Origin of the sequence: Pseudomonas sp. B21_DOA, assembly GCA_030544685.1 — a bacterium.
Lineage (GTDB): Bacteria > Pseudomonadota > Gammaproteobacteria > Pseudomonadales > Pseudomonadaceae > Aquipseudomonas > Aquipseudomonas fluorescens_AO.
Genome location: CP086683.1, coordinates 620,775 through 642,948, shown reverse-complemented (window position 1 = coordinate 642,948; position 22,174 = coordinate 620,775). Strand labels below are relative to the sequence as shown.

Here is a 22,174-nt window from a genome sequence, read left to right as displayed (position 1 = left end):
ACATGGAAAAAATCCTGGTCAGCCGCTGCCTGTTGGGCCATCGCGTGCGTTATGACGGTGGCGCGAGCGGGCCGTTTGATCTGCTTGAGCAATGGATCGAAGAAGGACGCGTGGTGCCGTTGTGTCCGGAAGTGGCCGGTGGTTTGCCGACGCCGAGAGCGGCGGCGGAGATTCCCGGCGGGCAGGGCGGTGAGGTGCTCGATGGCACTGCTGCTGTGATCACCACCGAAGGCGAGAATGTCAGTGCGCAGTTTCTCGAGGGTGCGCGGCAAGCGCTGGAACTGGTGCAAAAGCACGGCATTCGCGTGGCGGTGTTCAAGGCCAACAGTCCCTCTTGCGGGAATCTGTTGACCTATGACGGTACGTTCAGTGGGGTCAAGGTGAAAGGCGAAGGGGTGACGGCGGCGTTGCTCAAGCGTCATGGGGTTCGGGTTTTCAGTGAGCTGGAATTGCCGCAGGCCGCGCTGGCACTGGATGCTTTGGACTGATCCTGAGTCGTTACCCTCACCCCAGCCCTCTCCCGGAGGAGAGGGGGCCGACCGTGGTATCTGGCGTTGTCCATCGACCTGAAACACCTTATTGATTATGGATTCGGCAGGGCAGTTTCAGGTCGGCGTACCTCTAAAGCATCCCCGGATCAGTTCCCTCTCCTCCGGGAGAGGGTTAGGGTGAGGGGCTCTTACGGTTTCAACCACTTCTCGGACAACGCCGCCAATCGCCCATCCGCCTTGATCCTCTCCAGCGCACTCTTGAGGCTGGCCTGAAACGCCGGGTTGCCCTTCTGGAACGGAATCGCCAGCTCGACCGGCGCTGCCGCTTTCGGCTTCTCTTCGGTCAACGCCTGCACCAGCACCATCGGCCGCGGCGTCTCGTCCTTCTTCGCCAACAACTGCCCATCAACCTCGCCGTAAGGCTCGCTGAAGTCGAAACGATCCTTGAGTTCGGGTGTCAGTGCTATGTGGTTGAGCGCGACGTCGTACTTGCCGCTTTCAACGCCCTGGAGCAGGTCGCCCTCGTCGGTGACGATGAAGTCGGCGCGCACATCCAGCTCCTGGGCCAGAAGTTGCCCAAGCTCGACCTCGAACCCCGTGAGGGTGTCGCCTTCCTTGTAATTGAAGGGCGGTGTATTAGCCTCAAGGGCTATGCGCAGCTCGCCACGGTCGTTGACGTCATCAATCAGTTCGGCGTGAACCAGCGGGCTCAGAAGGGGTAGCAGGCAGAACAGGCCAGGCAGCAGGCGCATGGTCACTCCTTTGAAATCATTATCGCGACGCTCTGATTCAGGCTCGCTTTGCTATGGTTGTCGAGTGCCTTCGACAACGAATGGTCATGAAGTTGTCATGACCGTGCGGATTTTACGGAAAAACTGGAGAAGAAAATGAAAAGCTTTTTGTCACGTGCAGCGTTGGCCGGTGTGCTGATGGGTGTTTCGGTGCTGGCCAGTGCGGCGACGCCGGCGCCGAAAGATGCTGAAGTGTTCATCGTTTCTCCCGAGGATGGGGCTACCGTCTCCCAGGAATTCAAGGTCAAGTTCGGCGTCAAGAACATCGCGCTGGCCCCGGCGGGTGACACCACCAAGAACACCGGCCACCATCACCTGCTGATCGACGTCGACGACCTGCCGGCCGAAGGCGCGCCGATCCCGACTGACGCCCACCACATGCATTTCGGCAAGGCGCAGACCGAAGCCACGATCAAACTGGCCCCGGGCAAGCACACCTTGCAACTGATCCTCGGCGACAGCGGCCACATGCCGTTCGACCCATCGATCGTTTCGGAAAAAATCACGGTTAACGTGAAATAAAAAGGAGCCCTGCGGGGCTCCCTTTTTCATTCAGCTTCGAGTGGCTAGCTGCAAGCGGCAAGTAACGGCAAAGCGCTTTCACTTGCCGCTTGTAGCTTGCGGCTTGTAGCTGCTTTTAGAAAAGCACCCGACTACGGATAGTACCGTTGACGTGTTGCAGCTTCTCTTGCGCCAGCTCGGAATATTCGGCGTCGACGTCGATCACCACATAGCCGACTTTCTCGTTGGTCTGCAGGAACTGACCGGAAATGTTGATGCCGTTTTCGGCAAAGACCTTGTTGATCTCGCTCATCACACCCGGGATGTTTTCGTGGATGTGCAGCAGGCGGTGCTTGCCAGGGTGAGCCGGCAGGGCCACTTCCGGGAAGTTCACCGACGACACCGAGGTACCGTTGTCGCTGTACTTGACCAGTTTCTCTGCCACTTCCAGACCGATGTTGGCTTGCGCTTCGGCGGTCGAGCCACCGATGTGCGGGGTCAGGATCACGTTGTCGAGGCCACGCAACGGGCTTTCGAACTCTTCGTCGTTGGAGCGTGGTTCCACCGGGAACACGTCGATGGCTGCGCCGATCAGGTGCTTGTCCTTGATCGCGTCCGCCAGGGCGTCGAGCTCGACCACGGTGCCGCGCGCGGCGTTGATCAGGATGCCGCCCTTCTTGATGGCGCGGATTTCCTTCTCGCCGATCATCCACTGAGTGGCGGCGGTTTCCGGTACGTGCAGGGTGACGATGTCGGACATGCCCAGCAGCTCGTGCAGGTTGTTGACCTGCGTAGCGTTGCCCAGCGGCAGCTTGGTCACGGTGTCATAGAAGAACACTTGCATGCCCAAGCCTTCAGCCAGCACCGACAGCTGCGTGCCGATCGAGCCGTAGCCGACGATGCCCAGCTTCTTGCCACGGATCTCGAACGAGTTGGCGGCGGACTTGATCCAGCCACCACGGTGGCAGGAGGCATTTTCTCAGGGATGCCGCGCAGCAGCAGGATCGCTTCGGCCAGTACCAGTTCCGCTACGGAGCGGGTGTTGGAGTACGGCGCGTTGAACACGGCGATACCGCGCTCGCGGGCCGCACTGAGGTCAACCTGGTTGGTGCCGATGCAGAAACAGCCGACCGCGACCAGTTTCTTCGCGTGATCGAAGATCTCTTCGGTCAGTTGCGTGCGCGAGCGAATGCCGATGAAGTGAGCGTCAGCGATCTTTTCCTTGAGCTGGGCTTCCGGCAAGGAACCAGTCAGGTATTCGATGCTGGTGTAGCCCGCCGCCTTGAGGACGTCGACAGCCGATTGGTGGACGCCTTCGAGAAGAAGGAACTTGATCTTGCTCTTATCGAGAGAAGTCTTGCTCATCTGCGTAAACCTGTATCCCGGAGAAAAATGGCAGGGAGGAGCAGCCTGGAGCTGACCCGCACGGCAACAAAGCCGTCACCGCGGATCTGGCCTTGGGCACTGTCCTGCGGGGTCGGTATGCTAGCATAGCCACCCCGCTAAACACTCATTCCTGCGACGTGAAGCGTTCTCAGGATGACCATGAATTGTTCGAGAGTTCTGTCGATGACCAATCCTGCGCTGATTGATGAACTGAAGACCCTGGTTGAGCCTGGCAAAGTCCTCACCGACGCCGACTCCCTGAACACCTACGGCAAGGATTGGACCAAGCATTTCGCCCCGGCGCCGAGCGCCATCGTGTTTCCCAAGACCATCGAGCAAGTGCAGGCCGTGGTGCGTTGGGCCAACACCCACAAGGTCGCACTGGTGCCGTCCGGCGGGCGCACCGGGCTGTCCGCCGCAGCGGTGGCGGCCAATGGCGAAGTGGTGGTTTCGTTCGATTACATGAACCAGATTCTCGACGTCAACCTCACCGACCGCACCGCCGTGTGCCAGCCGGGTGTGGTCACCGAGCATCTGCAGAACGTCGCCGAAGAAAACGGCCTGTACTATCCGGTCGACTTCGCCTCGGCGGGTTCCAGCCAGGTTGGCGGCAATATCGGCACCAATGCCGGCGGAATCAAAGTGATTCGCTACGGCATGACCCGCAACTGGGTGGCCGGCATGAAAGTCGTCACCGGCAAGGGCGACGTGCTCGAGCTGAACAAGGACCTGATCAAGAACGCTACCGGTTACGACCTGCGTCAGCTATTCATCGGCGCCGAAGGCACCCTCGGTTTCGTCGTCGAAGCGACCATGCGCCTCGATCGCGCGCCGAAAAACCTCACGGCGATGGTCCTCGGCACCGCCGATTTCGATTCGATCATGCCGGTGCTGCACGCCTTCCAGGGCAAGCTCGACCTGACCGCTTTCGAATTCTTCTCCGACAAGGCCCTGGCCAAGGTCATGGGCCGCGGCGACGTGCCGGCTCCATTTGAAACCGAGTGCCCGTTCTACGCCCTGCTCGAATTCGAAGCGACCACTGAAGAAGTGGCCAACAGCGCGCTGGAAACCTTCGAACACTGCGTCGAGCAGGGCTGGGTGCTGGACGGCGTGATGAGTCAGAGCGAAACCCAGCTGCACAACTTGTGGAAGCTGCGCGAGTACATCTCTGAAACCATTTCCCACTGGACGCCTTACAAGAACGACATCTCGGTGACCGTCTCGAAAGTGCCGGCGTTCCTGCGCGAGATCGACGCGATCGTTGGCGAGCACTACCCGGATTTCGAAATCGTCTGGTTCGGTCACATTGGCGACGGCAACCTGCACCTGAACATCCTCAAGCCGGAAAACCTGAGCAAGGACGAGTTCTTCGCCAAGTGCGCCACCGTCAACAAGTGGGTGTTCGAAACCGTCGAGAAGTACAACGGCTCGATCTCGGCCGAGCACGGCGTCGGTATGACCAAGCGTGATTACCTGACCTACAGCCGCTCGCCGGCCGAGATCGAGTACATGAAAGCGGTCAAGGCAGTGTTCGACCCGAACGGAATCATGAACCCGGGCAAGATTTTCCCGGTCTGATCGGTAATCTCTGTTGAATCAATGAAGGCAGGAGTCGGTAAATGAGCTATCAGCACCAGTACGTCGACGGCACGCGCATCCACTTTCCGATCGGGAAAGTCGTGTGCATTGGCCGCAATTACGCCGAGCACGCCAAGGAACTGGACAACCCGGTGCCGACCGAGCCGCTGCTGTTCATCAAGCCGGGCAGTTGCGTGGTGCCGCTGGAAGGCGGCTTCAGCATTCCGACCGAGCGCGGTTCGGTGCACTACGAAGCGGAAATCGCCGTGTTGATCGGCAAGCCGCTGTCGACCAAACCGAGCCGTGAAGAAGTCCTCGATGCGATCTCCGGCTTCGCCCCGGCGCTGGACCTGACCCTGCGCGACAAGCAGGCCGAGCTGAAAGCCAAGGGCCTGCCGTGGGAAATCGCCAAGTCGTTCGATGGCGCGGCGGTGATCGCCCCCTTCGTGGTCGGCAGCACCTTCGCTGACCTGACCGACATCGGCATCCGCCTGACCATCAACGGCGAAGTGCGCCAGGACGGCAACAGCAGCGCGATGCTCAACCCGATCGTGCCGATGATCCAGCACATGGCCGGCTGCTTCTCGCTGCAGGCCGGTGACGTGATCCTCACCGGTACGCCAGTGGGCGTCGGCCCGCTGAACGTCGGCGATGAGATCGTCCTCGAACTGCCAGGGGCGAGCAGCTTCAGCAGCAGCGTGCGCTAACCGCAGAACCCCTTGTGGGGGTGAGCTTTGTGGTGAGTGGATTTATCCCCGGTGGCGGGCGAAGCGGGCCCCTCTTGATCTTAAAGAGGGCCTGCTGCGCAGTCCAACGGGGATGAATCCCCTCGCCACAAGTGTGCTGCTGGCAAATGCACACGGCAATCCCGCCATTTCCCGTTTTTTCACATCCTCTCTGGATAATTTCCGCGATTCTGGCGTCTCAGCCGGCCTCTTTGTGCTATTACCCTTGGCCTGAATTAACGGAACGCATCCCTCGATGGCATCTCCAACTCAGCAGAAACCCTCCCTCCGATCCCGCTTCGTCCTGCGCTGGTATGTCTGGCTGTTGCTGGTCATCGCGGCAGCCTATGGGCTGGCGTTCGTCATGCACTGGGATGATCGCGGCGTGCTTTGGGTGCTGGAGCGCTTCGAGAGCAAGGCCGAGCAGAAGGAGAGTGTGTGGCTGCCCGATTATCAGGTGGTGATTGATGCCAAGCCGCTGCCGGGCATGGAAAAGGACGAAGCTTCCGACCTGGCTTACAACCCGCAGACCAAAACCCTGTTTTCGGTGATGGGCAAAAATCCGTTCCTCGCTGAGCTGACACTGCAGGGCGATGTCCTGCGCAAGATGCCGCTGGTGGGCTGGAGCAATCCGGAAGGCCTGACGGTCATGGAAAACGGCCTGCTGGCGATCGTTGATGAACGTCAGCACACACTGTCGATCGTCAAGGTCGACGCCGGTACACGCGAGCTGAACATGGCCGACTTTCCGAAGTACGACCTCGGGCCGTCGAAAGACCAGAACAAAGCCTTTGAAGCCATCACCTGGGATCCGCGTAATCGACAGCTGGTGTTGGGGAAGAACGCCCGCCAGCGCTGTTCACCTGGAAGAGCGACGGCAGCCAGACACTGACCGGCGACAAGCAGAAGCTGGCCAGTGACGAGCTCGATATTCGCAACCTCTCAGCGCTGGCGGTCGACCCACGCACTGGCCATCTGCTGGTGTTGTCCGCCGATTCGCACCTTTTGCTGGAACTGGACGAGAGCGGCGAGCAGGTCAGCTTCATGACCCTGCTCGGCAATTTCAACGGTTTGAAAGACACCATTCCCCGCGCCGAAGGGGTGACGATGGACGAGGACGGCACGCTGTACATGGTCAGCGAACCGAACCTGTTCTACCGCTTCGAAAAACACCGGTAATTTTCCCTACGACAATCGCGGAATTGTGCGGTTGTAGTGGCAGGCAAGTGGCCATTAAGCTTCAGTTCAGACAGGCGTGATATTTCATCGGCCTGTTTTGAATCCGAGCCCCCCAATGCGTCGACTTGCCCGTCCCAAACCGCTGATTCTTGTCCTGTTGATGATTGCCCTGGTCGCGTTGCTCGCGCTCGGCCAATACCTGCGCCTGTTCGAGCGCGCCTGGTTCAACCTGCACACGTTGTGGCAGCCGTTGAGCAGCGAGGCGATTGGCCTGGATCAATATCGGGTGACCATCGAAGCGCGGCCGATTGAGGGGCTCGACGATGACGTTTCGGCGCTGACCTACGATCCGGTGCGCAAAAGCCTGTTCACCGTGACCAACAAGAATTCCGAACTGATCGAACTGTCGCTGGAAGGCAAGATCCTGCGGCGCATTGCCCTGGTCGGGTTCGGCGATCCGGAAGCGGTCGAGTACATCAGTGCCGACACTTACGTGATCACCGACGAGCGCCAGCAACGCCTGATCAAGATCCACCTTGAAGCCGACACCACTTTCCTCGATGCCGAAGACGCCGAGCAGATGACCCTCGGTGTGCACATGGCCAGCAACAAGGGTTTCGAGGGGCTGGCTTACGACTCGGTGGGCAAGCGGCTGTTCGTGGCGAAAGAACGCGACCCGATGCTGATTTACGAAGTCCACGGTTTCCCGCATTTCAAACCGGACAAGACCTACGCCGTGCACGTGATCAACAACCCCAAGCGCGATGCCGGGATGTTCGTGCGTGATCTGTCGAGTCTGCAGTACGACGAACGCAGCGGGCACTTGCTGGCACTGTCGGACGAGTCGCGGTTGATTATCGAGCTGGATGTCGACGGCCGCCCGTTGAGCACCATGTCGATCAGCGGCGGGCGCCAAGGCTTGCAGAAAACCGTGCCGCAGGCGGAGGGGATTGCGATGGATGATGACGGCACGTTGTACCTGGTGAGCGAGCCGAATCTGTTTTACGTCTTCAAAAAGCCCACGCAAAACTGACCAACACCACAAAACACTGTGGGAGCGAGCCTGCTCGCGAATGCGGTTGGCCAGTCAATAAAGATGTTGGCTGAACCGGCGCATTCGCGAGCAGGCTCGCTCCCACTGGTTTATTTGTCTGCCCATGATTCGGGCAGTCTGTTACTCAGCCTTCAGGGTTTTCACGCCTTCGCTGGTGCCCAGCAACAACAGATCCGCCGGGCGCGCGGCGAACAGGCCGTTGGTGACCACGCCGACGATGGCATTGATCTGCGCTTCCAGCTCCACCGGGTTGGTGATCTGCAGGTTGAACACGTCGAGGATGATGTTGCCGTTGTCGGTCAACACGCCTTCGCGGTACACCGGGTCGCCGCCCAGCTTTACCAGTTGGCGGGCCACGTGGCTGCGCGCCATCGGAATCACTTCCACCGGCAGCGGGAATTCACCGAGCACCGGCACCAGTTTGCTGGCGTCGGCGATGCAGATGAAAGTCTTGGCCACGGCGGCGACAATCTTCTCGCGGGTCAGGGCCGCGCCGCCGCCCTTGATCAGATTCAGGTGCGCATCGCTTTCATCGGCGCCGTCGACGTAGAACTCCAGATCGCTCACGGTGTTCAGCTCATACACCGGAATCCCGTGGCCCTTGAGGCGCGCAGCGGTGGCTTCGGAGCTGGCGACCGCGCCATCGAACGCGCCCTTGTGCTGGGCCAGGGCGTCGATGAAGCAGTTGGCGGTGGAGCCGGTGCCGACGCCGACAATGCTCTTGTCGTCGAGTTTCGGCAGGATGAAGTCGACGGCGGCCTGGGCCACGGCCTGTTTGAGTTGATCCTGGGTCATGCGGGCTCCGAAGCGGGCAAGGGTGGGCAGAAAGGCCGGCATTATAGGCCTCGCGGTGGTGCGGGGAAACAAGCTGTGGTGAGGGGATTTATCCCGTTCGGCGACGCAGTCGTCGTAAAACCCAGGAACGCGGTGTGACTGAAAAAAGCAGGGAGCGCTTCGCACTCCAACGGGGATAAATCCCCTCGCCACAACGGTGCTCACTCAAGAATGGGTTTCCAGACCCTAAAACCACCTGTTTAGTGTGGTCGCCTCGGCAAAAGGCGGGTTAGACTCGCTGGTCCCGCCCAATCGCCAGTGATGCTTTCCGATGCTCGAACAGTACGTCAAAAAGATCCTCACCTCGCGCGTTTATGACGTTGCCGTAGAAACCCCGCTGCAGAACGCTCGCCAGCTCTCCGAGCGGCTGGGCAACGACATCTGGCTCAAGCGCGAAGACTTGCAGCCGGTGTTCTCGTTCAAGATTCGCGGTGCCTACAACAAACTCACCCAGCTGACTGACGAGGAGCGCGCCCGTGGCGTGGTCACCGCGTCGGCGGGCAATCATGCGCAGGGTCTGGCTCTGGCGGCGAAAGTGTTGGGCGTCAAAGCCACCATCGTCATGCCCAAGACGACCCCGGAAATCAAAGTCGAAGGCGTGCGTTCGCGCGGCGGCAAAGTGGTGCTGCACGGTGACTCGTTCCCGGAAGCGCTGGCCTACTCGCTGAAACTGGTCGATGAAAAAGGCTACGTCTACATCCACCCGTACGACGATCCGCACACCATTGCCGGGCAGGGCACCGTGGCCATGGAAATCCTCCGTCAGCACCCGCAGCCGCTGGACGCGATTTTCGTCCCGGTCGGCGGTGGCGGGCTGATCGCCGGTATTGCGGCGTACGTGAAATACCTGCGGCCGGACATCAAGGTGATTGGCGTCGAGCCGGACGATTCCAACTGCCTGCAAGCCGCGATGGCGGCGGGCGAGCGCGTGGTTCTGCCGACCGTGGGCATCTTCGCCGACGGCGTGGCGGTGGCGCAGATCGGCCAGTACACCTTCGATATCTGCAAGGATTACGTCGACGAAGTGATCACCGTCAGCACCGATGAGATCTGCGCAGCAATCAAGGATATCTACGACGATACCCGCTCGATCACTGAACCTGCCGGTGCGCTGGGCGTGGCCGGGATCAAGAAATACGTCGAGCAGCGTGGCGTCAGCGGCCAGACCTTCGTCGCCATCGACTCCGGCGCCAACGTCAACTTCGACCGCCTGCGCCACGTCGCCGAGCGCGCCGAACTGGGCGAAGGTCGCGAGGCGATCATCGCCGTGACCATTCCGGAAAAGGCCGGCAGCTTCAAAACGTTCTGCGAAGCCATCGGCAAGCGCCAGATCACCGAATTCAACTACCGCTACAACACCGGCAGCGAAGCGCACATCTTCGTCGGCGTGCAGACCCACCCGGACAACGATCCGCGCAGCGCCTTGCTGGCGAGCCTGACCGAGCAGGGTTTCCCGGTCATCGACCTGACCGACAACGAACTGGCCAAGCTGCACATCCGCCACATGGTCGGCGGTCGCGCGGCGCAGGTGGTCGATGAAGTGGTGCTGCGTTTCGAATTCCCGGAGCGTCCGGGCGCGCTGTTCAACTTCCTCAACAAGCTCGGCGGGCGCTGGAATATCTCGATGTTCCACTACCGCAACCACGGCGCGGCGGACGGCCGTGTGGTTGCCGGCCTGCAAGTGCCCCATGACGAGCGTCATCTGGTGCCGGCGGCACTGGCGGAAATCGGCTACCCGTATTGGGATGAAAGCGACAACCCGGCCTATCAGCTGTTTCTTGGCTGAGCGGCTACGCTGATGGGCATGGATCTACGGAAGAGAATGACATGGAAACCCTGACCACTCTGAAAGTCCTCCACGTCGCGGCGACCGTGGTCATCCTCGCGAGCGGGCTGGGGCTCGCCGCCCTGACCTGGCGTAATCGCAGCGAAGGGCCGGCCAGTACGATGCGCCGTCCGTGGCTGTTCATCTGGTGCCTGATGCTGATCGGCATGCTCAGCATGCCTTTCACCGGCTGGTGGCTGGTGCATCTGGTTGGCTGGCCATTGGGCCAATTGTGGATTCTGGGGTCCAGCGTGATCTATGCCGTGGCCACATTCAGTGCGGTCTGGCTGCTGGTCCGGCTGGATCGGCTTTGGACCAGCGGGGTGGGCAACCGCGCATTCAATCTGGCCCTGGCGATTGTCAGCGGCGTCGGATTTCTCGCCATAGCGGGGTTGATGGGGGCCAAGCCGGTTTAAGGCTGGAGACCGGGCGCCCCTATCGCTGGCAAGCCAGCTCCCACAAGGATTTTCAGTGAACACAGATTGTGTGACCACCCGAAAAACCTGTGGGAGCTGGCTTGCCAGCGATGGCCATTTCAGCCGCGCAGACTGATCACCGGCCAGCCCCGCTTCTCGGCCTCGGCACGCAAATTCGGGTCAGGATCAACCGCCACTGGATTCGCCACCTGCTCCAGCAACGGCAGATCATTCATCGAGTCGCTATAGAAATAGCTGTCCTCAAGCGAATACCCGGTCTCTTCCAACCAACGATTCAGGCGCGTGACCTTGCCTTCACGGAAGCATGGAATGTCGGTGCTGCGCCCGCTGTAGCGGCCGTCGATCATTTCGCATTCGGTGGCGATCAGGGTTTCCACGCCCAGGCGCACGGCGATCGGCGCCGTCACGAAACGGTTGGTCGCGGTGATGATCACCAGTTTGTCGCCGGCGTCGCGGTGCTTTTTCAGCAGATCGAGTGCCTTGGGCAGCACGATCGGCTCGATGCAGTCGCGCATGTAATCGTTGTGCCAGGCGTCGAGCACGGCCATTTCGGTGCGGCCGAGAATTTCCAGGCAGAAGTTCAGGTAGGCGGCGTTGTCCAGCTTGCCGGCCAGGTAATCCTGATAGAACTCGTCGTTGCGCGCCTTGTAGGCGATCGGGTCGAGGAAGCCGCGCTCGCACAGATAATCGCCCCAGGCGTGATCGCTGTCGCCGCCCAGAAGGGTGTTGTCCAAATCGAATAAAGCCAGGCGCATTGCAGTTACCCGCTGAAAAGTCAGTAAAAAGGCGACAAGAATACGGTCTTTTCACAAGAGTGCACATAAGGTAGGAACCTTCGTTGCCGCCTGCTCAAGCTTTGTGGAACAATGCGGCGACATGCGTTTGCGAGGTTGTTGCCGTGATCGACCCCGATGGTTTCCGCCCCAATGTCGGGATCATTCTGACGAATGACGCCGGCCAGGTGCTATGGGCTCGCCGTATCAATCAGGACGCCTGGCAGTTTCCGCAAGGAGGATCAACCCCGAGGAGACGCCGGAAGACGCCTTGTACCGCGAGCTGAACGAAGAAGTTGGCCTGGAACGTGAAGATGTTGAAATACTGGCCTGTACCCGAGGCTGGTTGCGCTATCGTTTGCCGCAACGCCTGGTGCGTACCCACAGCCAACCGCTGTGCATCGGCCAGAAACAGAAATGGTTTCTCCTGCGCCTGATCTCCAACGAGCAGCGGGTGCGGATGGATCTGACCGGTAAACCGGAGTTCGATGGCTGGCGCTGGGTCAGCTATTGGTATCCGTTGGGCCAGGTGGTGACATTCAAGCGCGAGGTGTATCGACGCGCTCTCAAAGAGCTTGCCCGCGCCTTTTAGCGCGCGACTGACGACGGAGTTCGACCCCGAGCCATGCTCAATACGCTGCGCAAGATCGTCCAGGAAGTTAACTCCGCCAAGGATCTCAAGGCGGCGTTGGGGATTATTGTGTTGCGCGTCAAAGAGGCCATGGGCAGCCAGGTCTGCTCGGTCTACCTGCTTGATCCGGAAACCAATCGCTTCGTCCTGATGGCCACCGAGGGCTTGAACAAGCGCTCGATCGGCAAGGTCAGCATGGCCCCCAACGAGGGGCTGGTCGGTCTGGTCGGCACGCGTGAAGAACCCCTGAACCTCGAAAACGCTTCGGTTCACCCGCGCTATCGCTACTTCGCCGAAACCGGTGAAGAGCGTTACGCCTCGTTCCTCGGTGCACCGATCATCCACCACCGCCGCGTCGTCGGCGTGTTGGTCATCCAGCAGAAAGAACGCCGCCAGTTCGACGAAGGTGAAGAAGCCTTCCTCGTGACCATGAGCGCGCAGCTCGCCGGCGTTATCGCCCACGCCGAGGCCACCGGTTCGATCCGTGGTCTGGGCCGGCAGGGCAAGGGCATTCAGGAAGCCAAGTTTGTCGGCGTGCCGGGCTCGCCGGGTGCGGCCGTCGGTACCGCGGTGGTCATGCTGCCGCCAGCGGACCTGGACGTGGTGCCGGACAAGACCATCACCGACATCAACGCCGAGCTGGCGCTGTTCAAGACCGCCATCGAAGGCGTGCGCGCCGACATGCGCGCATTGTCCGCCAAACTCGCGACCCAACTGCGCCCGGAGGAGCGCGCGTTGTTCGACGTCTACCTGATGATGCTCGACGATGCCTCGCTGGGCAGCGAAATCACCACCGTGATCAAGACCGGTCAGTGGGCTCAGGGCGCGCTGCGTCAGGTGGTCACTGAGCACGTCAACCGTTTCGAATTGATGGACGACGCCTACCTGCGCGAGCGCGCCTCGGACGTCAAAGACCTTGGCCGGCGGCTGCTCGCCTATTTGCAGGAAGAGCGTCAGCAGAACCTGGTGTACCCGGAAAAAACCATTCTGGTCAGCGAAGAGCTGACGCCGGCGATGCTCGGCGAGGTGCCGGAAGGCACGCTGGTCGGCCTGGTCTCGGTACTCGGTTCGGGTAACTCCCACGTCGCGATTCTGGCCCGGGCCATGGGCATTCCGACGGTGATGGGTCTGGTCGACCTGCCGTACGCCAAGGTCGACGGCATCGAAATGATCGTCGACGGCACCCGTGGCGAGGTCTATACCAACCCCAGCGAAGTGCTGCGCAAGCAGTTCGCCGAAGTCGTCGAAGAAGAGAAACAACTGGCGCTGGGCCTCGACACCCTGCGCGACCTGCCGTGCGTGACTCTCGATGGCCACCGCATGCCGCTGTGGGTCAACACTGGTTTGCTCGCCGATGTGGCGCGGGCACAGAAGCGTGGCGCCGAAGGGGTCGGTCTGTACCGCACCGAAGTGCCGTTCATGATCAACCAGCGCTTCCCGAGCGAGAAGGAGCAACTGGCGATCTACCGTGAACAGCTCGCCGCGTTCCACCCGCAACCGGTGACCATGCGCAGCCTCGACATCGGCGGTGACAAGTCGCTGTCGTACTTCCCGATCAAGGAAGACAACCCGTTCCTCGGCTGGCGCGGTATCCGTGTAACCCTCGACCACCCGGAAATCTTCCTCGTGCAGACCCGCGCGATGCTCAAGGCCAGCGAAGGCCTGAACAACCTGCGGATTCTGCTGCCGATGATCTCCGGCACCCACGAACTCGAAGAAGCCCTGCACCTGATCCACCGTGCCTGGGGCGAAGTACGCGACGAAGGCACCGATGTGCCGATGCCGCCTATCGGCGTGATGATCGAAATCCCGGCAGCGGTGTACCAGACCAAGGAACTGGCGCGGATGGTCGACTTCCTTTCCGTCGGCTCCAACGACCTGACCCAGTACCTGCTGGCGGTCGATCGCAACAACCCGCGCGTCGCCGACCTCTACGACTATCTGCACCCGGCGGTGCTGCAAGCCCTGCAAACCGTGGTCACTGACGCCCACGCCGAAGGCAAACCGGTGAGCATCTGCGGTGAAATGGCCGGTGATCCGGCGGCAGCAGTATTGTTGATGGCGATGGGTTTCGACAGCCTGTCGATGAACGCCACCAACCTGCCGAAGGTAAAGTGGATGTTGCGCCAGGTGAACCTGAGCAAGGCGCAGGAGATGCTGGCGGAACTGATGAAGATCGATAACCCGCAGGTTATCCACAGCTCGCTGCAGTTGGCGCTGAAGAATCTCGGGTTGGCGAAGATGAATTCGCCGGTGGTGAACAAGGCTCTCTAACAGGCTGATGTCCTCTTCGCGAGCAGGCTCGCTCCCACAGGGATTCGTATCGATCACGAAACCCATGTGGGAGCGAGCCTGCTCGCGAAGGCGCCAGTTCAGGCACCGCTAAACCACAACCTCCACCTCGCCCAAATGACCGCCATACGGCCCAAAACTGCGCTCTACCATCCGCCGCGTCCCGTCTGCCTGCACGATCAACGCTGTACTCGCCCGGGTGCCATAACTCTGGCTGGCAATAAACACACTCGACAACAACGCTTCCGTCGCCATGCCCATCCCCGTATCCGGCAACTCCGCCTCGGGTGCTGTCTGCGCATCGCTCAGCAAGGCCAGCAACCGCTCAGGCTGCGGATCATCCAGCACCGCGCTCAACGCCGCCCTGGCCTTGAGCAATTTCGGCCACGGCGTATCCAGCCCCGCGTTGGATAACCCATAAACTCCAGGCTGCAACATCACCGGCTCTGACGCCCTCGCATTGAAATGCCACAGCTCATGGGCGTTGCCCAGCAGCAGATTGAACCCGGCATATTCCGCTGCACGACCCACCACATCGCTCAAATAATCATCAATCGACAGATCACCGGTGAGAAAGCGCGCCACCAGTTCACCCCGGGATTTGGTTGCCGGCGGCTGTTGCGGATCGCGGATATTGGTCAGCGCGGCAAAGCGTCCGTTGGCGCCGATCCCCAGCCAGGTGCCGCCAGCTTCAAGATCACGCCCGGCATGCACTTGCGGCGCCTCGGGCCACGGCGCCAATGGCAGACTGGGGCGGGCGTAGAACTCGTCGCGGTTGGCCGCGACGATCAGTGGCTGGGCATGGCCCGGGCGCCAGGCGAAAACAATCAGGCACATAAGGTGGTCCTTGTGTGTTTTTTGCCCACTCTACGCATCCGGCGTCCGTGCATCCATCGCCAGTGGAGCAGAAGGCTGCGCATCCGTTAACATGCCGCTCCTGTTTTGCCGATGCGTGCTGGAGACGGTCATGGAATTTCTGCTCTACCTGGCGCTCGGCGCCTGTGCGGGCGTGCTCGCCGGGCTGTTTGGCGTTGGCGGCGGGATCATCATCGTCCCGGTGCTGGTGTTCAGCTTTACCTTGCAGGGTTTTGATCAGTCGATTCTCACGCACCTGGCGGTGGGCACGTCGCTGGCGACGATCATTTTCACCTCGGTCAACGCCGTACGTGAACATCACCGCCGGGGCGCGGTGCGCTGGGCGATTTTTCGCTGGATGACTGTGGGCATTCTGCTCGGCGCCGGTTTCGGTGCGCTGACCGCAGAAGCGATCTCCGGGCCGAACCTGCAAAAGATCATCGGCGTATTTGCCCTGGTGATCGCCGTGCAGTTGGCGCTGGATGTCAAACCCAAGGCCAGCCGAACGGTGCCGGGCAAACTCGGTCTGACTGCCGCTGGTACGGTGATTGGCTGGGCCTCGGCGATTTTCGGCATTGGTGGCGGCTCGCTGACCGTGCCGTTTCTGACCTGGCGCAGCGTGCCGATGCAGCAGGCCGTGGCAACCTCATCGGCCTGTGGCTTGCCGATCGCTCTGGCCAGTGCAGCAAGTTTCATGATTCTGGGGTGGCACGATCCGTTGTTGCCGGCCCATAGTCTCGGTTTTGTGTATTTGCCGGCATTGTTGGGCATCGCCCTGACCAGCATGGTGTTTGCTCGGCTCGGCGCGCGTCTGGCGCACAGGTTGTCGCCGCGCTTGCTGAAAAGGCTGTTCGCCGCTTTGCTGTTCTGCGTGGGTTTGAGCTTTCTGCTCTGACCGCGTGGCAATCCTGGCTTAATCCTGAGGTGGCAGCGTCGCCCGGGAATTTCGCTTTCCACTCTAACAAGGAGTCGCAATGCTGCCTTACCCGCAGATCGACCCGGTGGCCCTGGCCATCGGTCCGCTGAAAATCCACTGGTACGGTCTGATGTACCTGATCGGCATCGGCGGCGCGTGGCTGTTGGCGTCGCGCCGGCTCAACCGCTTCGACCCGACCTGGACCAAGGAGAAACTCTCCGATCTGGTGTTCTGGCTATCGATGGGCGTGATCGTCGGCGGCCGTCTGGGTTACGTGCTGTTCTATGATCTGAGCGCGTACCTGGCCAACCCGACGCTGATTTTCGAAGTGTGGAAGGGCGGCATGTCGTTCCACGGCGGATTCATCGGCGTGATGCTCGCGGCCCTGTGGTTCGGCAAGCGCAATGGCAAGTCGTTCTTCCAGTTGATGGACTTCGTCGCGCCGATGGTGCCGATCGGCCTGGGCGCCGGGCGCATCGGCAACTTCATCAACGCCGAGCTGTGGGGCAAGGCCACCGACGTGCCGTGGGCAATGGTGTTCCCGCCGTTCAGCGATCCGGCGCAGTTGCCGCGTCACCCGTCGCAGCTGTACCAGTTCGCCCTCGAAGGCGTGGCGCTGTTCCTGATCCTGTGGATCTTCTCGCGCAAACCACGCCCGACCATGGCGGTCTCCGGCATGTTCGCGCTGTTCTACGGCATCTTCCGTTTCATCGTCGAGTTCGTCCGCGTGCCTGATGCGCAGTTGGGCTATCTGGCGTGGAACTGGCTGACCATGGGTCAGGTGCTCTGCGTGCCGATGATCGTCGGCGGGCTGTTGCTGATCTGGCTGGCCTATCGTCGCGCCCCGGCAGCGCCGCTCGCGCCGACGGCTTAAACTACGAACCCCGGCACGCGCCGCCGGGGCTCCAAGGACACAGGTAACTCATGAAGCAATATCTCGAACTGGTCTCGCACGTCATTCAGAACGGCACCAAACAGGCCAACCGCACCGGCATCAACACCATCAGTTTTCCGGGAGCGATGCTGCGTTTCGATCTGCAGGAAGGTTTCCCGGCGATCACCACGCGCAAGATGGCCTTCAAATCGGCGATCGGCGAAATGTGCGGCTTCCTCCGTGGCGTGAACAACGCTGCCGAATTTCGTGCGCTGGGCTGCAAGGTCTGGGACCAGAACGCCAACGAAAACGCGCAATGGCTGGCCAACCCGTTCCGTCAGGGCGACGACGACCTCGGTGAAATCTACGGCGTGCAATGGCGCAAATGGCCAGCGTACAAGCAGATCCCGCTGAGCAACACCGCTGCCATCGAACAGACCCTGAGCAACGGCTACAAGCAGATCGCCCAGGGCGAAGAAGACGGCCAGGCCTACGTCGTGCTGTACAAGGCGATCGATCAGGTACGCCAGTGCGTCGACACGATCATCAAGGATCCGGGCAGCCGCCGCATTCTGTTCCACGGCTGGAACTGCGCCCAGCTCGATGAAATGGCCCTGCCGCCATGCCATCTGCTGTACCAGTTCCACCCGAACGTCGAGACCAGAGAGATTTCTCTAACTCTCTACATCCGCTCCAACGATCTAGGGCTGGGCACACCGTTCAACCTCACCGAAGGCGCCGCGCTGCTGAGCCTGATCGGTCGCCTGACCGGCTACACGCCGCGCTGGTTCACCTATTTCATCGGCGATGCGCACGTCTACGAGAACCACCTGGACATGCTCAACGAACAGCTCAAGCGCGAGCCGTTTGCCATGCCGAAACTGAAGATCTCCGATCGCGTGCCGGAGTTTGCCAAGACTGGTGTGTATCAGCCGGAGTGGCTGGAATTGGTCGAGCCGAGCGACTTCTCGCTGGAAGGCTATGAGCACCATCCGCCGATGACCGCGCCGATGGCGGTCTGACGGTCCTCACGCACAACCCTTGTGGGAGCGGGCTTGCTCGCGAAAGCGGTGTATCAGTTAACGATGATGTCGACTGACATACTGCCTTCGCGAGCAAGCCCGCTCCCACATTTGGCTTTGTGCAGGGCTCAGTGGCCGTGGCTACGGCCTACATGGGAGTGTTCGACTTCGGTCGCCACAACCCCGCCACTGACTTCCAGCCGCTGCAAGATCCCACATTGATCTGCCTCCGGCCCTTCGCCACAGCGTTGGCGCAGGTCGAGCAGTTGTGTCTGCAAGGCCAGCAAGCCATCAATCCGCGCCTTCACGTGCTGAATATGTTCGTCGATCAGCGCATTGACGCTCTCGCACTGATCCTGCGGGCTGTCGCGCAGGGCAAGGAGGCTGCGGATTTCTTCGAGGGTCATGTCGAGGGTGCGGCAGTTGCGGATGAAGGTCAGCCGCTCGGCGTGGGCCTGGGTGTAGACGCGGTAGTTGCCATCGCTGCGCGCCGGTTCCGGCAGGAGGTTTTCGCGCTCGTAGTAGCGGATGGTTTCCACCGCGCAGTCGGTGAGTTTCGCCAGTTCGCCGATCTTCATGACGGCCATCTCCAAAGGGTGCTTGACCCTATAGTGGCTACAGGGTCTTTACTTGGCAACAGGCACCTTCATGGACGCGACCAATGAGCGATTCCCTGCACACCCACAAGCCCGGCGACGGCCACGATCACAGTCATAAATTGCAGCCAGTGCATAACCATGAGCACGGCGGCGATTCCTGCTGCGCTTCGAAAGCTGCGCCGGCCCCGGTTCATTCGCACGAAGATTCCTGCTGCTCGTCGAAAGCCGCAGCGCCTGCCTTGGTGCAATTGAGCGAAAAGACCAGCGATGATGCGCGCCTGAGCAGTTTCCGCATCGAGGCGATGGACTGCCCGACCGAGCAGACGCTGATCCAGAACAAGCTCGGCAAACTGGCCGGTGTGCAGCAGCTGGAATTCAATCTGATCAACCGCGTGCTTGGCGTGACCCACAATCTGCCGGGTACCGAGCCGATCACCGAGGCGATCAAATCCCTCGGCATGCACGCCGAGCCGCTGGAGGCGGGCGTCGATGCGCCGGCCCCGGCGCCAGTAAAAACACTGGTGGCCACTGGCGCTGTCCGGCCTGACCGCGCTGGGCGCCGAAGTCATTCATTTCACCAGCGTCGCGCCGGACTGGGTGGTGGCAGTCGTTGCGCTGGTGTCGATCCTCAGCGGCGGCCTCGGCACTTATAAAAGGGCTGGATCGCCCTGAAGAACCTTAACCTCAACATCAATGCGCTGATGAGCATCGCCGTAACCGGCGCCATCCTCATCGGTCAGTGGCCGGAAGCGGCGATGGTGATGTTCCTGTTCACCATCGCCGAGCTGATCGAAGCACGCTCGCTGGACCGCGCGCGCAATGCGATCAGCGGCCTGATGCAGATGACCCCGAGCAGGCCACGGTCTTGCAGGCCGACGGCAACTGGCTCGAACAAGAGGTAAAAAGCGTCGAACTGGGCGCCCGTGTGCGGGTGAAACCCGGCGAGCGCATCGCGCTCGACGGCGCGGTGATCAGTGGCAGCTCGACCATCGATCAGGCACCGATCACCGGGGAAAGCTTGCCGGTGGAGAAAACCATCGGAGACAAAGTCTTCGCAGGCACGATCAATCAGGCCGGGTCGCTGGAATATACGGTGACCGCAGCGGCGAACAATTCGACGCTGGCGCGGATCATTCACGCCGTCGAACAGGCCCAGGGCGCGCGGGCGCCGACTCAGCGCTTCGTTGATCAATTCTCGAAAGTTTATACCCCAGCGGTATTCGTCTTCGCTTTGGCGGTGGCGGTGATCCCGCCGTTGTTCATGGGCGCGGCTTGGTTCGACTGGATCTACCGCGCGCTGGTGTTGCTGGTGGTTGCCTGCCCGTGCGCACTGGTGATTTCCACGCCGGTGACCATCGTCAGCGGCCTCGCGGCGGCGGCGCGCAAGGGCATTCTGGTCAAGGGCGGCGTGTATCTGGAGGGCGGCTTCAAGCTCGATTACCTGGCGCTTGATAAAACCGGCACCATCACCCACGGCAAACCGGTGCAGACCGATTACCTGTCGCTTGATCCGACAGCCGATGCCAGCGCGCCGGCCATCGCTGCCGCGCTGGCCGGGCGCTCCGATCATCCGGTGTCGCTGGCGATTTCCAATGCCGCTGTGGATAAAAATTTAAGCGCACTGCCTGTGGACAACTTCGAGGCACTGGGCGGGCGCGGTGTTAAAGGCGACATCAATGGCCAGACCTATCACCTGGGCAATCATCGTCTGGTCGAAGAATTGGGCCTTTGCTCGCCGCAACTGGAAGAGAAGCTGTTCGCGCTGGAAAAACAGGGCAAATCCGTGGTGCTGCTGCTCGACCACTCAGGCCCGCTGGCGCTGTTCGCCGTGGCCGACACGGTCAAGGAAACCAGCCGCGAAGCGATTCGCCAGTTGCATGAGCTCGGCGTGAAAACCCTGATGCTGACCGGCGACAACGTCCACACCGCGCAAGCGATTGCCGCCCAGGTCGGCATCGACGAGGCTCGCGGCGATTTGCTGCCGACCGACAAGCTGCAAGCCGTTGAAGATCTGTACAAGCAGGGTCACCGGGTCGGTATGGTCGGCGACGGCATCAATGACGCCCCGGCATTGGCCCGCGCCGAAATCGGTTTCGCCATGGCCGCCGCCGGCACCGACACCGCGATCGAAACCGCCGATGTCGCCTTGATGGACGACGATCTGCGCAAGATCCCTGCTTTCATCAGCCTGTCGCGCAATACCGCGAGCATCCTCAAACAGAACATCGCCCTGGCGCTAATGATCAAGGCGATCTTTCTTGCGGTAACCTTCGCCGGGCTCGCCACCATGTGGATGGCGGTGTTTGCCGATATGGGCGTGAGCCTGCTGGTGGTGTTCAACGGTTTGCGCCTGCTGCGCAAATAAACGTGAGGGATGGTTGTGCTGAGTGCCGAGCTGAAAGCGTTTTACATGGTCGCCCGCCTGGGCAGCATAACGCTGGCGGCGAAAAAACTCGGCCTCAGCCAACCGACCGTGACCACGCAGATCCGCAATCTGGAGAGTCAGTATTCGGTGGAACTGTTCTACCGTGGCGGGCGCCGTTTAAGTGTCAGTGACGAAGGCGCGCGCTTGCTGCCGATGGTCAAGGTGCTGCTGCAGCAAGAGGCGGACATCGAGTTCTTCCTGCGCAACAGCGGTCAGGTGCAGGGCGCGCTGCGCATTGCCGCCACCGCGCCGTATTACATTCTCGATCTGGTGAAGACCTTCCGCGAGCGTTTGCCGCAGGTGGAAGTGTCGGTGGAAATCGGCAATTCGCAGCAGGTCCTGGAAGCGCTGGAGGATTACCGCGTGGATGTCGCGGCCTCGTCGCAGCTGCTCGACGATGCGCGGCTGATTCGCCGGGTACTCGGCACCGATCCGCTGGTGCTGGCGGTGCATCGCAATCATCCATTGGCCGCGCAGGAGCATGTGACGCTGAGTGCGCTGGCCGGGCATACGTTGTTGATGCGCGAGCCGGGTTCGACCACGCGGCGCTTGACCGAAGAGTTGCTGGCCAGCGCCGGGGTCAGCTTCGGGCCGTTGCTGGAAATTGGTAGCCGCGAGTCGATCCGTGAAGCCGTGCTGCGCAATATCGGCATCAGCATCATTGCCCGCCAGGAGGTGCCGCATGATCCGCAACTGAGGGTGCTGACCATCGAGAATGCGCCGCAGATTCCGGAGTATCTGTATTGCCTCAAAGAGCGCAAGGGTGCGCGGTTGCCGGCGGCGTTCCTAGGCTTGGCCCAAGAGATGTCTCCCGCGTAATGATCGTTCCCACGCTCCGCGTGGGAATGCAGCCCGGGACGCTCTGCGTCCCAAAAGCCGAACGCGGAGCGTCCGTTGAGGCATTCCCACGCGGAGCGTGGGAACGATCGGCGGCGAACCAAAATCCCCGAATACCACTATCAGCGGTTTTTGCCTCGCTGCCACAT

The 22,174-nt window shown here is 61.1% G+C and carries 17 protein-coding genes and 4 pseudogenes; 15 read left to right on the top strand and 6 right to left on the bottom strand.

Features of this window, described 5'->3' with window-relative positions; all coding sequences use genetic code 11:
- Positions 1–2: 2 nt before the first annotated feature.
- A complete protein-coding gene (locus LJU32_03060; protein ID WKV89418.1) occupies positions 3–488 on the top strand; it encodes a DUF523 domain-containing protein in 486 nt (161 codons plus the stop codon).
- Positions 489–679: 191 nt separating this feature from the next.
- Here LJU32_03060 and LJU32_03055 read toward each other — a convergent pair whose 3' ends face one another.
- Positions 680–1,243 carry a transporter substrate-binding domain-containing protein gene (locus LJU32_03055; GenBank protein WKV89417.1) on the bottom strand — a complete coding sequence of 188 codons (564 nt, stop codon included), beginning with the start codon at positions 1,241–1,243 and terminating at the stop codon, positions 680–682.
- A 135-nt stretch (positions 1,244–1,378) separates the two neighbouring features.
- Between LJU32_03055 and LJU32_03050 the strand changes: the two genes are divergently transcribed.
- The gene (locus LJU32_03050; GenBank protein WKV89416.1) at positions 1,379–1,804 is read left to right on the top strand and encodes a DUF4399 domain-containing protein; all 426 of its coding nucleotides are present in this window, start codon (positions 1,379–1,381) and stop codon (positions 1,802–1,804) included.
- A 115-nt stretch (positions 1,805–1,919) separates the two neighbouring features.
- On the opposite strand, the pseudogene serA reads toward LJU32_03050, so the two are convergent.
- Positions 1,920–3,148: pseudogene (serA, locus tag LJU32_03045) on the bottom strand (phosphoglycerate dehydrogenase).
- A gap of 204 nt (positions 3,149–3,352) precedes the next feature.
- Here serA and LJU32_03040 point away from each other — a divergent pair.
- The 4 genes and pseudogenes from LJU32_03040 (at position 3,353) to LJU32_03025 (ending at position 7,684) form a co-directional block, all read left to right on the top strand.
- Positions 3,353–4,747, top strand: coding sequence for an FAD-binding oxidoreductase (locus LJU32_03040; protein WKV89415.1), 1,395 nt, complete (start codon positions 3,353–3,355; stop codon positions 4,745–4,747).
- 41 nt (positions 4,748–4,788) lie between these two features.
- Complete coding sequence (locus LJU32_03035) at positions 4,789–5,454, top strand: fumarylacetoacetate hydrolase family protein (protein ID WKV89414.1); 666 nt, start codon at positions 4,789–4,791, stop codon at positions 5,452–5,454.
- 274 nt (positions 5,455–5,728) lie between these two features.
- Positions 5,729–6,651 (top strand): annotated as a pseudogene (locus LJU32_03030) (SdiA-regulated domain-containing protein).
- Between the two features lie 115 nt (positions 6,652–6,766).
- Positions 6,767–7,684 carry an SdiA-regulated domain-containing protein gene (locus LJU32_03025; GenBank protein ID WKV89413.1) on the top strand — a complete coding sequence of 306 codons (918 nt, stop codon included), beginning with the start codon at positions 6,767–6,769 and terminating at the stop codon, positions 7,682–7,684.
- Positions 7,685–7,825: 141 nt separating this feature from the next.
- Here the strand turns inward: LJU32_03025 and rpiA are convergent, their stop codons facing one another.
- On the bottom strand, positions 7,826–8,500 hold the full coding sequence (gene rpiA, locus LJU32_03020) for a ribose-5-phosphate isomerase RpiA (GenBank protein WKV89412.1): 675 nt from the start codon (positions 8,498–8,500) through the stop codon (positions 7,826–7,828).
- Positions 8,501–8,810: 310 nt separating this feature from the next.
- Between rpiA and ilvA the strand changes: the two genes are divergently transcribed.
- Both ilvA and LJU32_03010 read left to right on the top strand, forming a co-directional pair.
- Positions 8,811–10,325 (top strand): threonine ammonia-lyase, biosynthetic, encoded by a 1,515-nt coding sequence (ilvA, locus tag LJU32_03015; protein WKV89411.1) that lies wholly within the window; start codon positions 8,811–8,813, stop codon positions 10,323–10,325.
- A 41-nt stretch (positions 10,326–10,366) separates the two neighbouring features.
- Positions 10,367–10,780, top strand: coding sequence for a DUF2269 domain-containing protein (locus LJU32_03010; GenBank protein ID WKV89410.1), 414 nt, complete (start codon positions 10,367–10,369; stop codon positions 10,778–10,780).
- A 119-nt stretch (positions 10,781–10,899) separates the two neighbouring features.
- Here LJU32_03010 and LJU32_03005 read toward each other — a convergent pair whose 3' ends face one another.
- Complete coding sequence (locus tag LJU32_03005; protein ID WKV89409.1) at positions 10,900–11,556, bottom strand: HAD-IB family hydrolase; 657 nt, start codon at positions 11,554–11,556, stop codon at positions 10,900–10,902.
- Positions 11,557–11,699: 143 nt separating this feature from the next.
- Between LJU32_03005 and LJU32_03000 the strand changes: the two are divergent.
- Together LJU32_03000 and ptsP are read left to right on the top strand one after the other, a co-directional pair.
- A pseudogene (locus LJU32_03000) lies at positions 11,700–12,177 on the top strand (RNA pyrophosphohydrolase).
- A gap of 22 nt (positions 12,178–12,199) precedes the next feature.
- A complete protein-coding gene (gene ptsP / locus LJU32_02995; protein WKV89408.1) occupies positions 12,200–14,479 on the top strand; it encodes a phosphoenolpyruvate--protein phosphotransferase in 2,280 nt (759 codons plus the stop codon).
- A gap of 108 nt (positions 14,480–14,587) precedes the next feature.
- Here the strand turns inward: ptsP and LJU32_02990 are convergent, their stop codons facing one another.
- Positions 14,588–15,334 carry an NRDE family protein gene (locus LJU32_02990; GenBank protein WKV89407.1) on the bottom strand — a complete coding sequence of 249 codons (747 nt, stop codon included), beginning with the start codon at positions 15,332–15,334 and terminating at the stop codon, positions 14,588–14,590.
- A 130-nt stretch (positions 15,335–15,464) separates the two neighbouring features.
- Here LJU32_02990 and LJU32_02985 point away from each other — a divergent pair, with 130 nt between their 5' ends.
- The 3 genes from LJU32_02985 (at position 15,465) to LJU32_02975 (ending at position 18,164) form a co-directional block, all read left to right on the top strand.
- On the top strand, positions 15,465–16,247 hold the full coding sequence (locus tag LJU32_02985; GenBank protein WKV89406.1) for a sulfite exporter TauE/SafE family protein: 783 nt from the start codon (positions 15,465–15,467) through the stop codon (positions 16,245–16,247).
- A 79-nt stretch (positions 16,248–16,326) separates the two neighbouring features.
- Positions 16,327–17,142 carry a prolipoprotein diacylglyceryl transferase gene (gene lgt, locus LJU32_02980; GenBank protein ID WKV89405.1) on the top strand — a complete coding sequence of 272 codons (816 nt, stop codon included), beginning with the start codon at positions 16,327–16,329 and terminating at the stop codon, positions 17,140–17,142.
- Positions 17,143–17,192: 50 nt separating this feature from the next.
- Positions 17,193–18,164 (top strand): thymidylate synthase, encoded by a 972-nt coding sequence (locus LJU32_02975; protein ID WKV89404.1) that lies wholly within the window; start codon positions 17,193–17,195, stop codon positions 18,162–18,164.
- A gap of 128 nt (positions 18,165–18,292) precedes the next feature.
- On the opposite strand, the gene cadR is transcribed toward LJU32_02975, so the two are convergent.
- Positions 18,293–18,742, bottom strand: a complete 450-nt coding sequence (gene cadR / locus LJU32_02970) for a Cd(II)/Pb(II)-responsive transcriptional regulator (protein ID WKV89403.1) — start codon at positions 18,740–18,742, stop codon at positions 18,293–18,295.
- 83 nt (positions 18,743–18,825) lie between these two features.
- Here cadR and LJU32_02965 point away from each other — a divergent pair.
- A pseudogene (locus LJU32_02965) lies at positions 18,826–21,128 on the top strand (heavy metal translocating P-type ATPase).
- Positions 21,129–21,143: 15 nt separating this feature from the next.
- Complete coding sequence (locus tag LJU32_02960; GenBank protein WKV91026.1) at positions 21,144–22,007, top strand: LysR family transcriptional regulator; 864 nt, start codon at positions 21,144–21,146, stop codon at positions 22,005–22,007.
- The last annotated feature ends 167 nt before the right edge of the window (positions 22,008–22,174 follow it).

What these genes read in the sequence shown, in the direction of transcription:
- cadR (WKV89403.1), bottom strand. Translation starts at nt 18,742, where the DNA reads ATGAAGATCGGCGAACTGGCGAAACTCACCGACTGCGCGGTGGAAACC.
- LJU32_03025 (WKV89413.1), top strand. Translation starts at nt 6,767, where the DNA reads ATGCGTCGACTTGCCCGTCCCAAACCGCTGATTCTTGTCCTGTTGATG.
- LJU32_02990 (WKV89407.1), bottom strand. Translation starts at nt 15,334, where the DNA reads ATGTGCCTGATTGTTTTCGCCTGGCGCCCGGGCCATGCCCAGCCACTG.
- LJU32_02975 (WKV89404.1), top strand. Translation starts at nt 17,193, where the DNA reads ATGAAGCAATATCTCGAACTGGTCTCGCACGTCATTCAGAACGGCACC.
- LJU32_03035 (WKV89414.1), top strand. Translation starts at nt 4,789, where the DNA reads ATGAGCTATCAGCACCAGTACGTCGACGGCACGCGCATCCACTTTCCG.
- lgt (WKV89405.1), top strand. Translation starts at nt 16,327, where the DNA reads ATGCTGCCTTACCCGCAGATCGACCCGGTGGCCCTGGCCATCGGTCCG.
- LJU32_03050 (WKV89416.1), top strand. Translation starts at nt 1,379, where the DNA reads ATGAAAAGCTTTTTGTCACGTGCAGCGTTGGCCGGTGTGCTGATGGGT.
- LJU32_03060 (WKV89418.1), top strand. Translation starts at nt 3, where the DNA reads ATGGAAAAAATCCTGGTCAGCCGCTGCCTGTTGGGCCATCGCGTGCGT.
- LJU32_03005 (WKV89409.1), bottom strand. Translation starts at nt 11,556, where the DNA reads ATGCGCCTGGCTTTATTCGATTTGGACAACACCCTTCTGGGCGGCGAC.
- ilvA (WKV89411.1), top strand. Translation starts at nt 8,811, where the DNA reads ATGCTCGAACAGTACGTCAAAAAGATCCTCACCTCGCGCGTTTATGAC.
- ptsP (WKV89408.1), top strand. Translation starts at nt 12,200, where the DNA reads ATGCTCAATACGCTGCGCAAGATCGTCCAGGAAGTTAACTCCGCCAAG.
- rpiA (WKV89412.1), bottom strand. Translation starts at nt 8,500, where the DNA reads ATGACCCAGGATCAACTCAAACAGGCCGTGGCCCAGGCCGCCGTCGAC.
- LJU32_03040 (WKV89415.1), top strand. Translation starts at nt 3,353, where the DNA reads ATGACCAATCCTGCGCTGATTGATGAACTGAAGACCCTGGTTGAGCCT.
- LJU32_03055 (WKV89417.1), bottom strand. Translation starts at nt 1,243, where the DNA reads ATGCGCCTGCTGCCTGGCCTGTTCTGCCTGCTACCCCTTCTGAGCCCG.
- LJU32_02985 (WKV89406.1), top strand. Translation starts at nt 15,465, where the DNA reads ATGGAATTTCTGCTCTACCTGGCGCTCGGCGCCTGTGCGGGCGTGCTC.
- LJU32_03010 (WKV89410.1), top strand. Translation starts at nt 10,367, where the DNA reads ATGGAAACCCTGACCACTCTGAAAGTCCTCCACGTCGCGGCGACCGTG.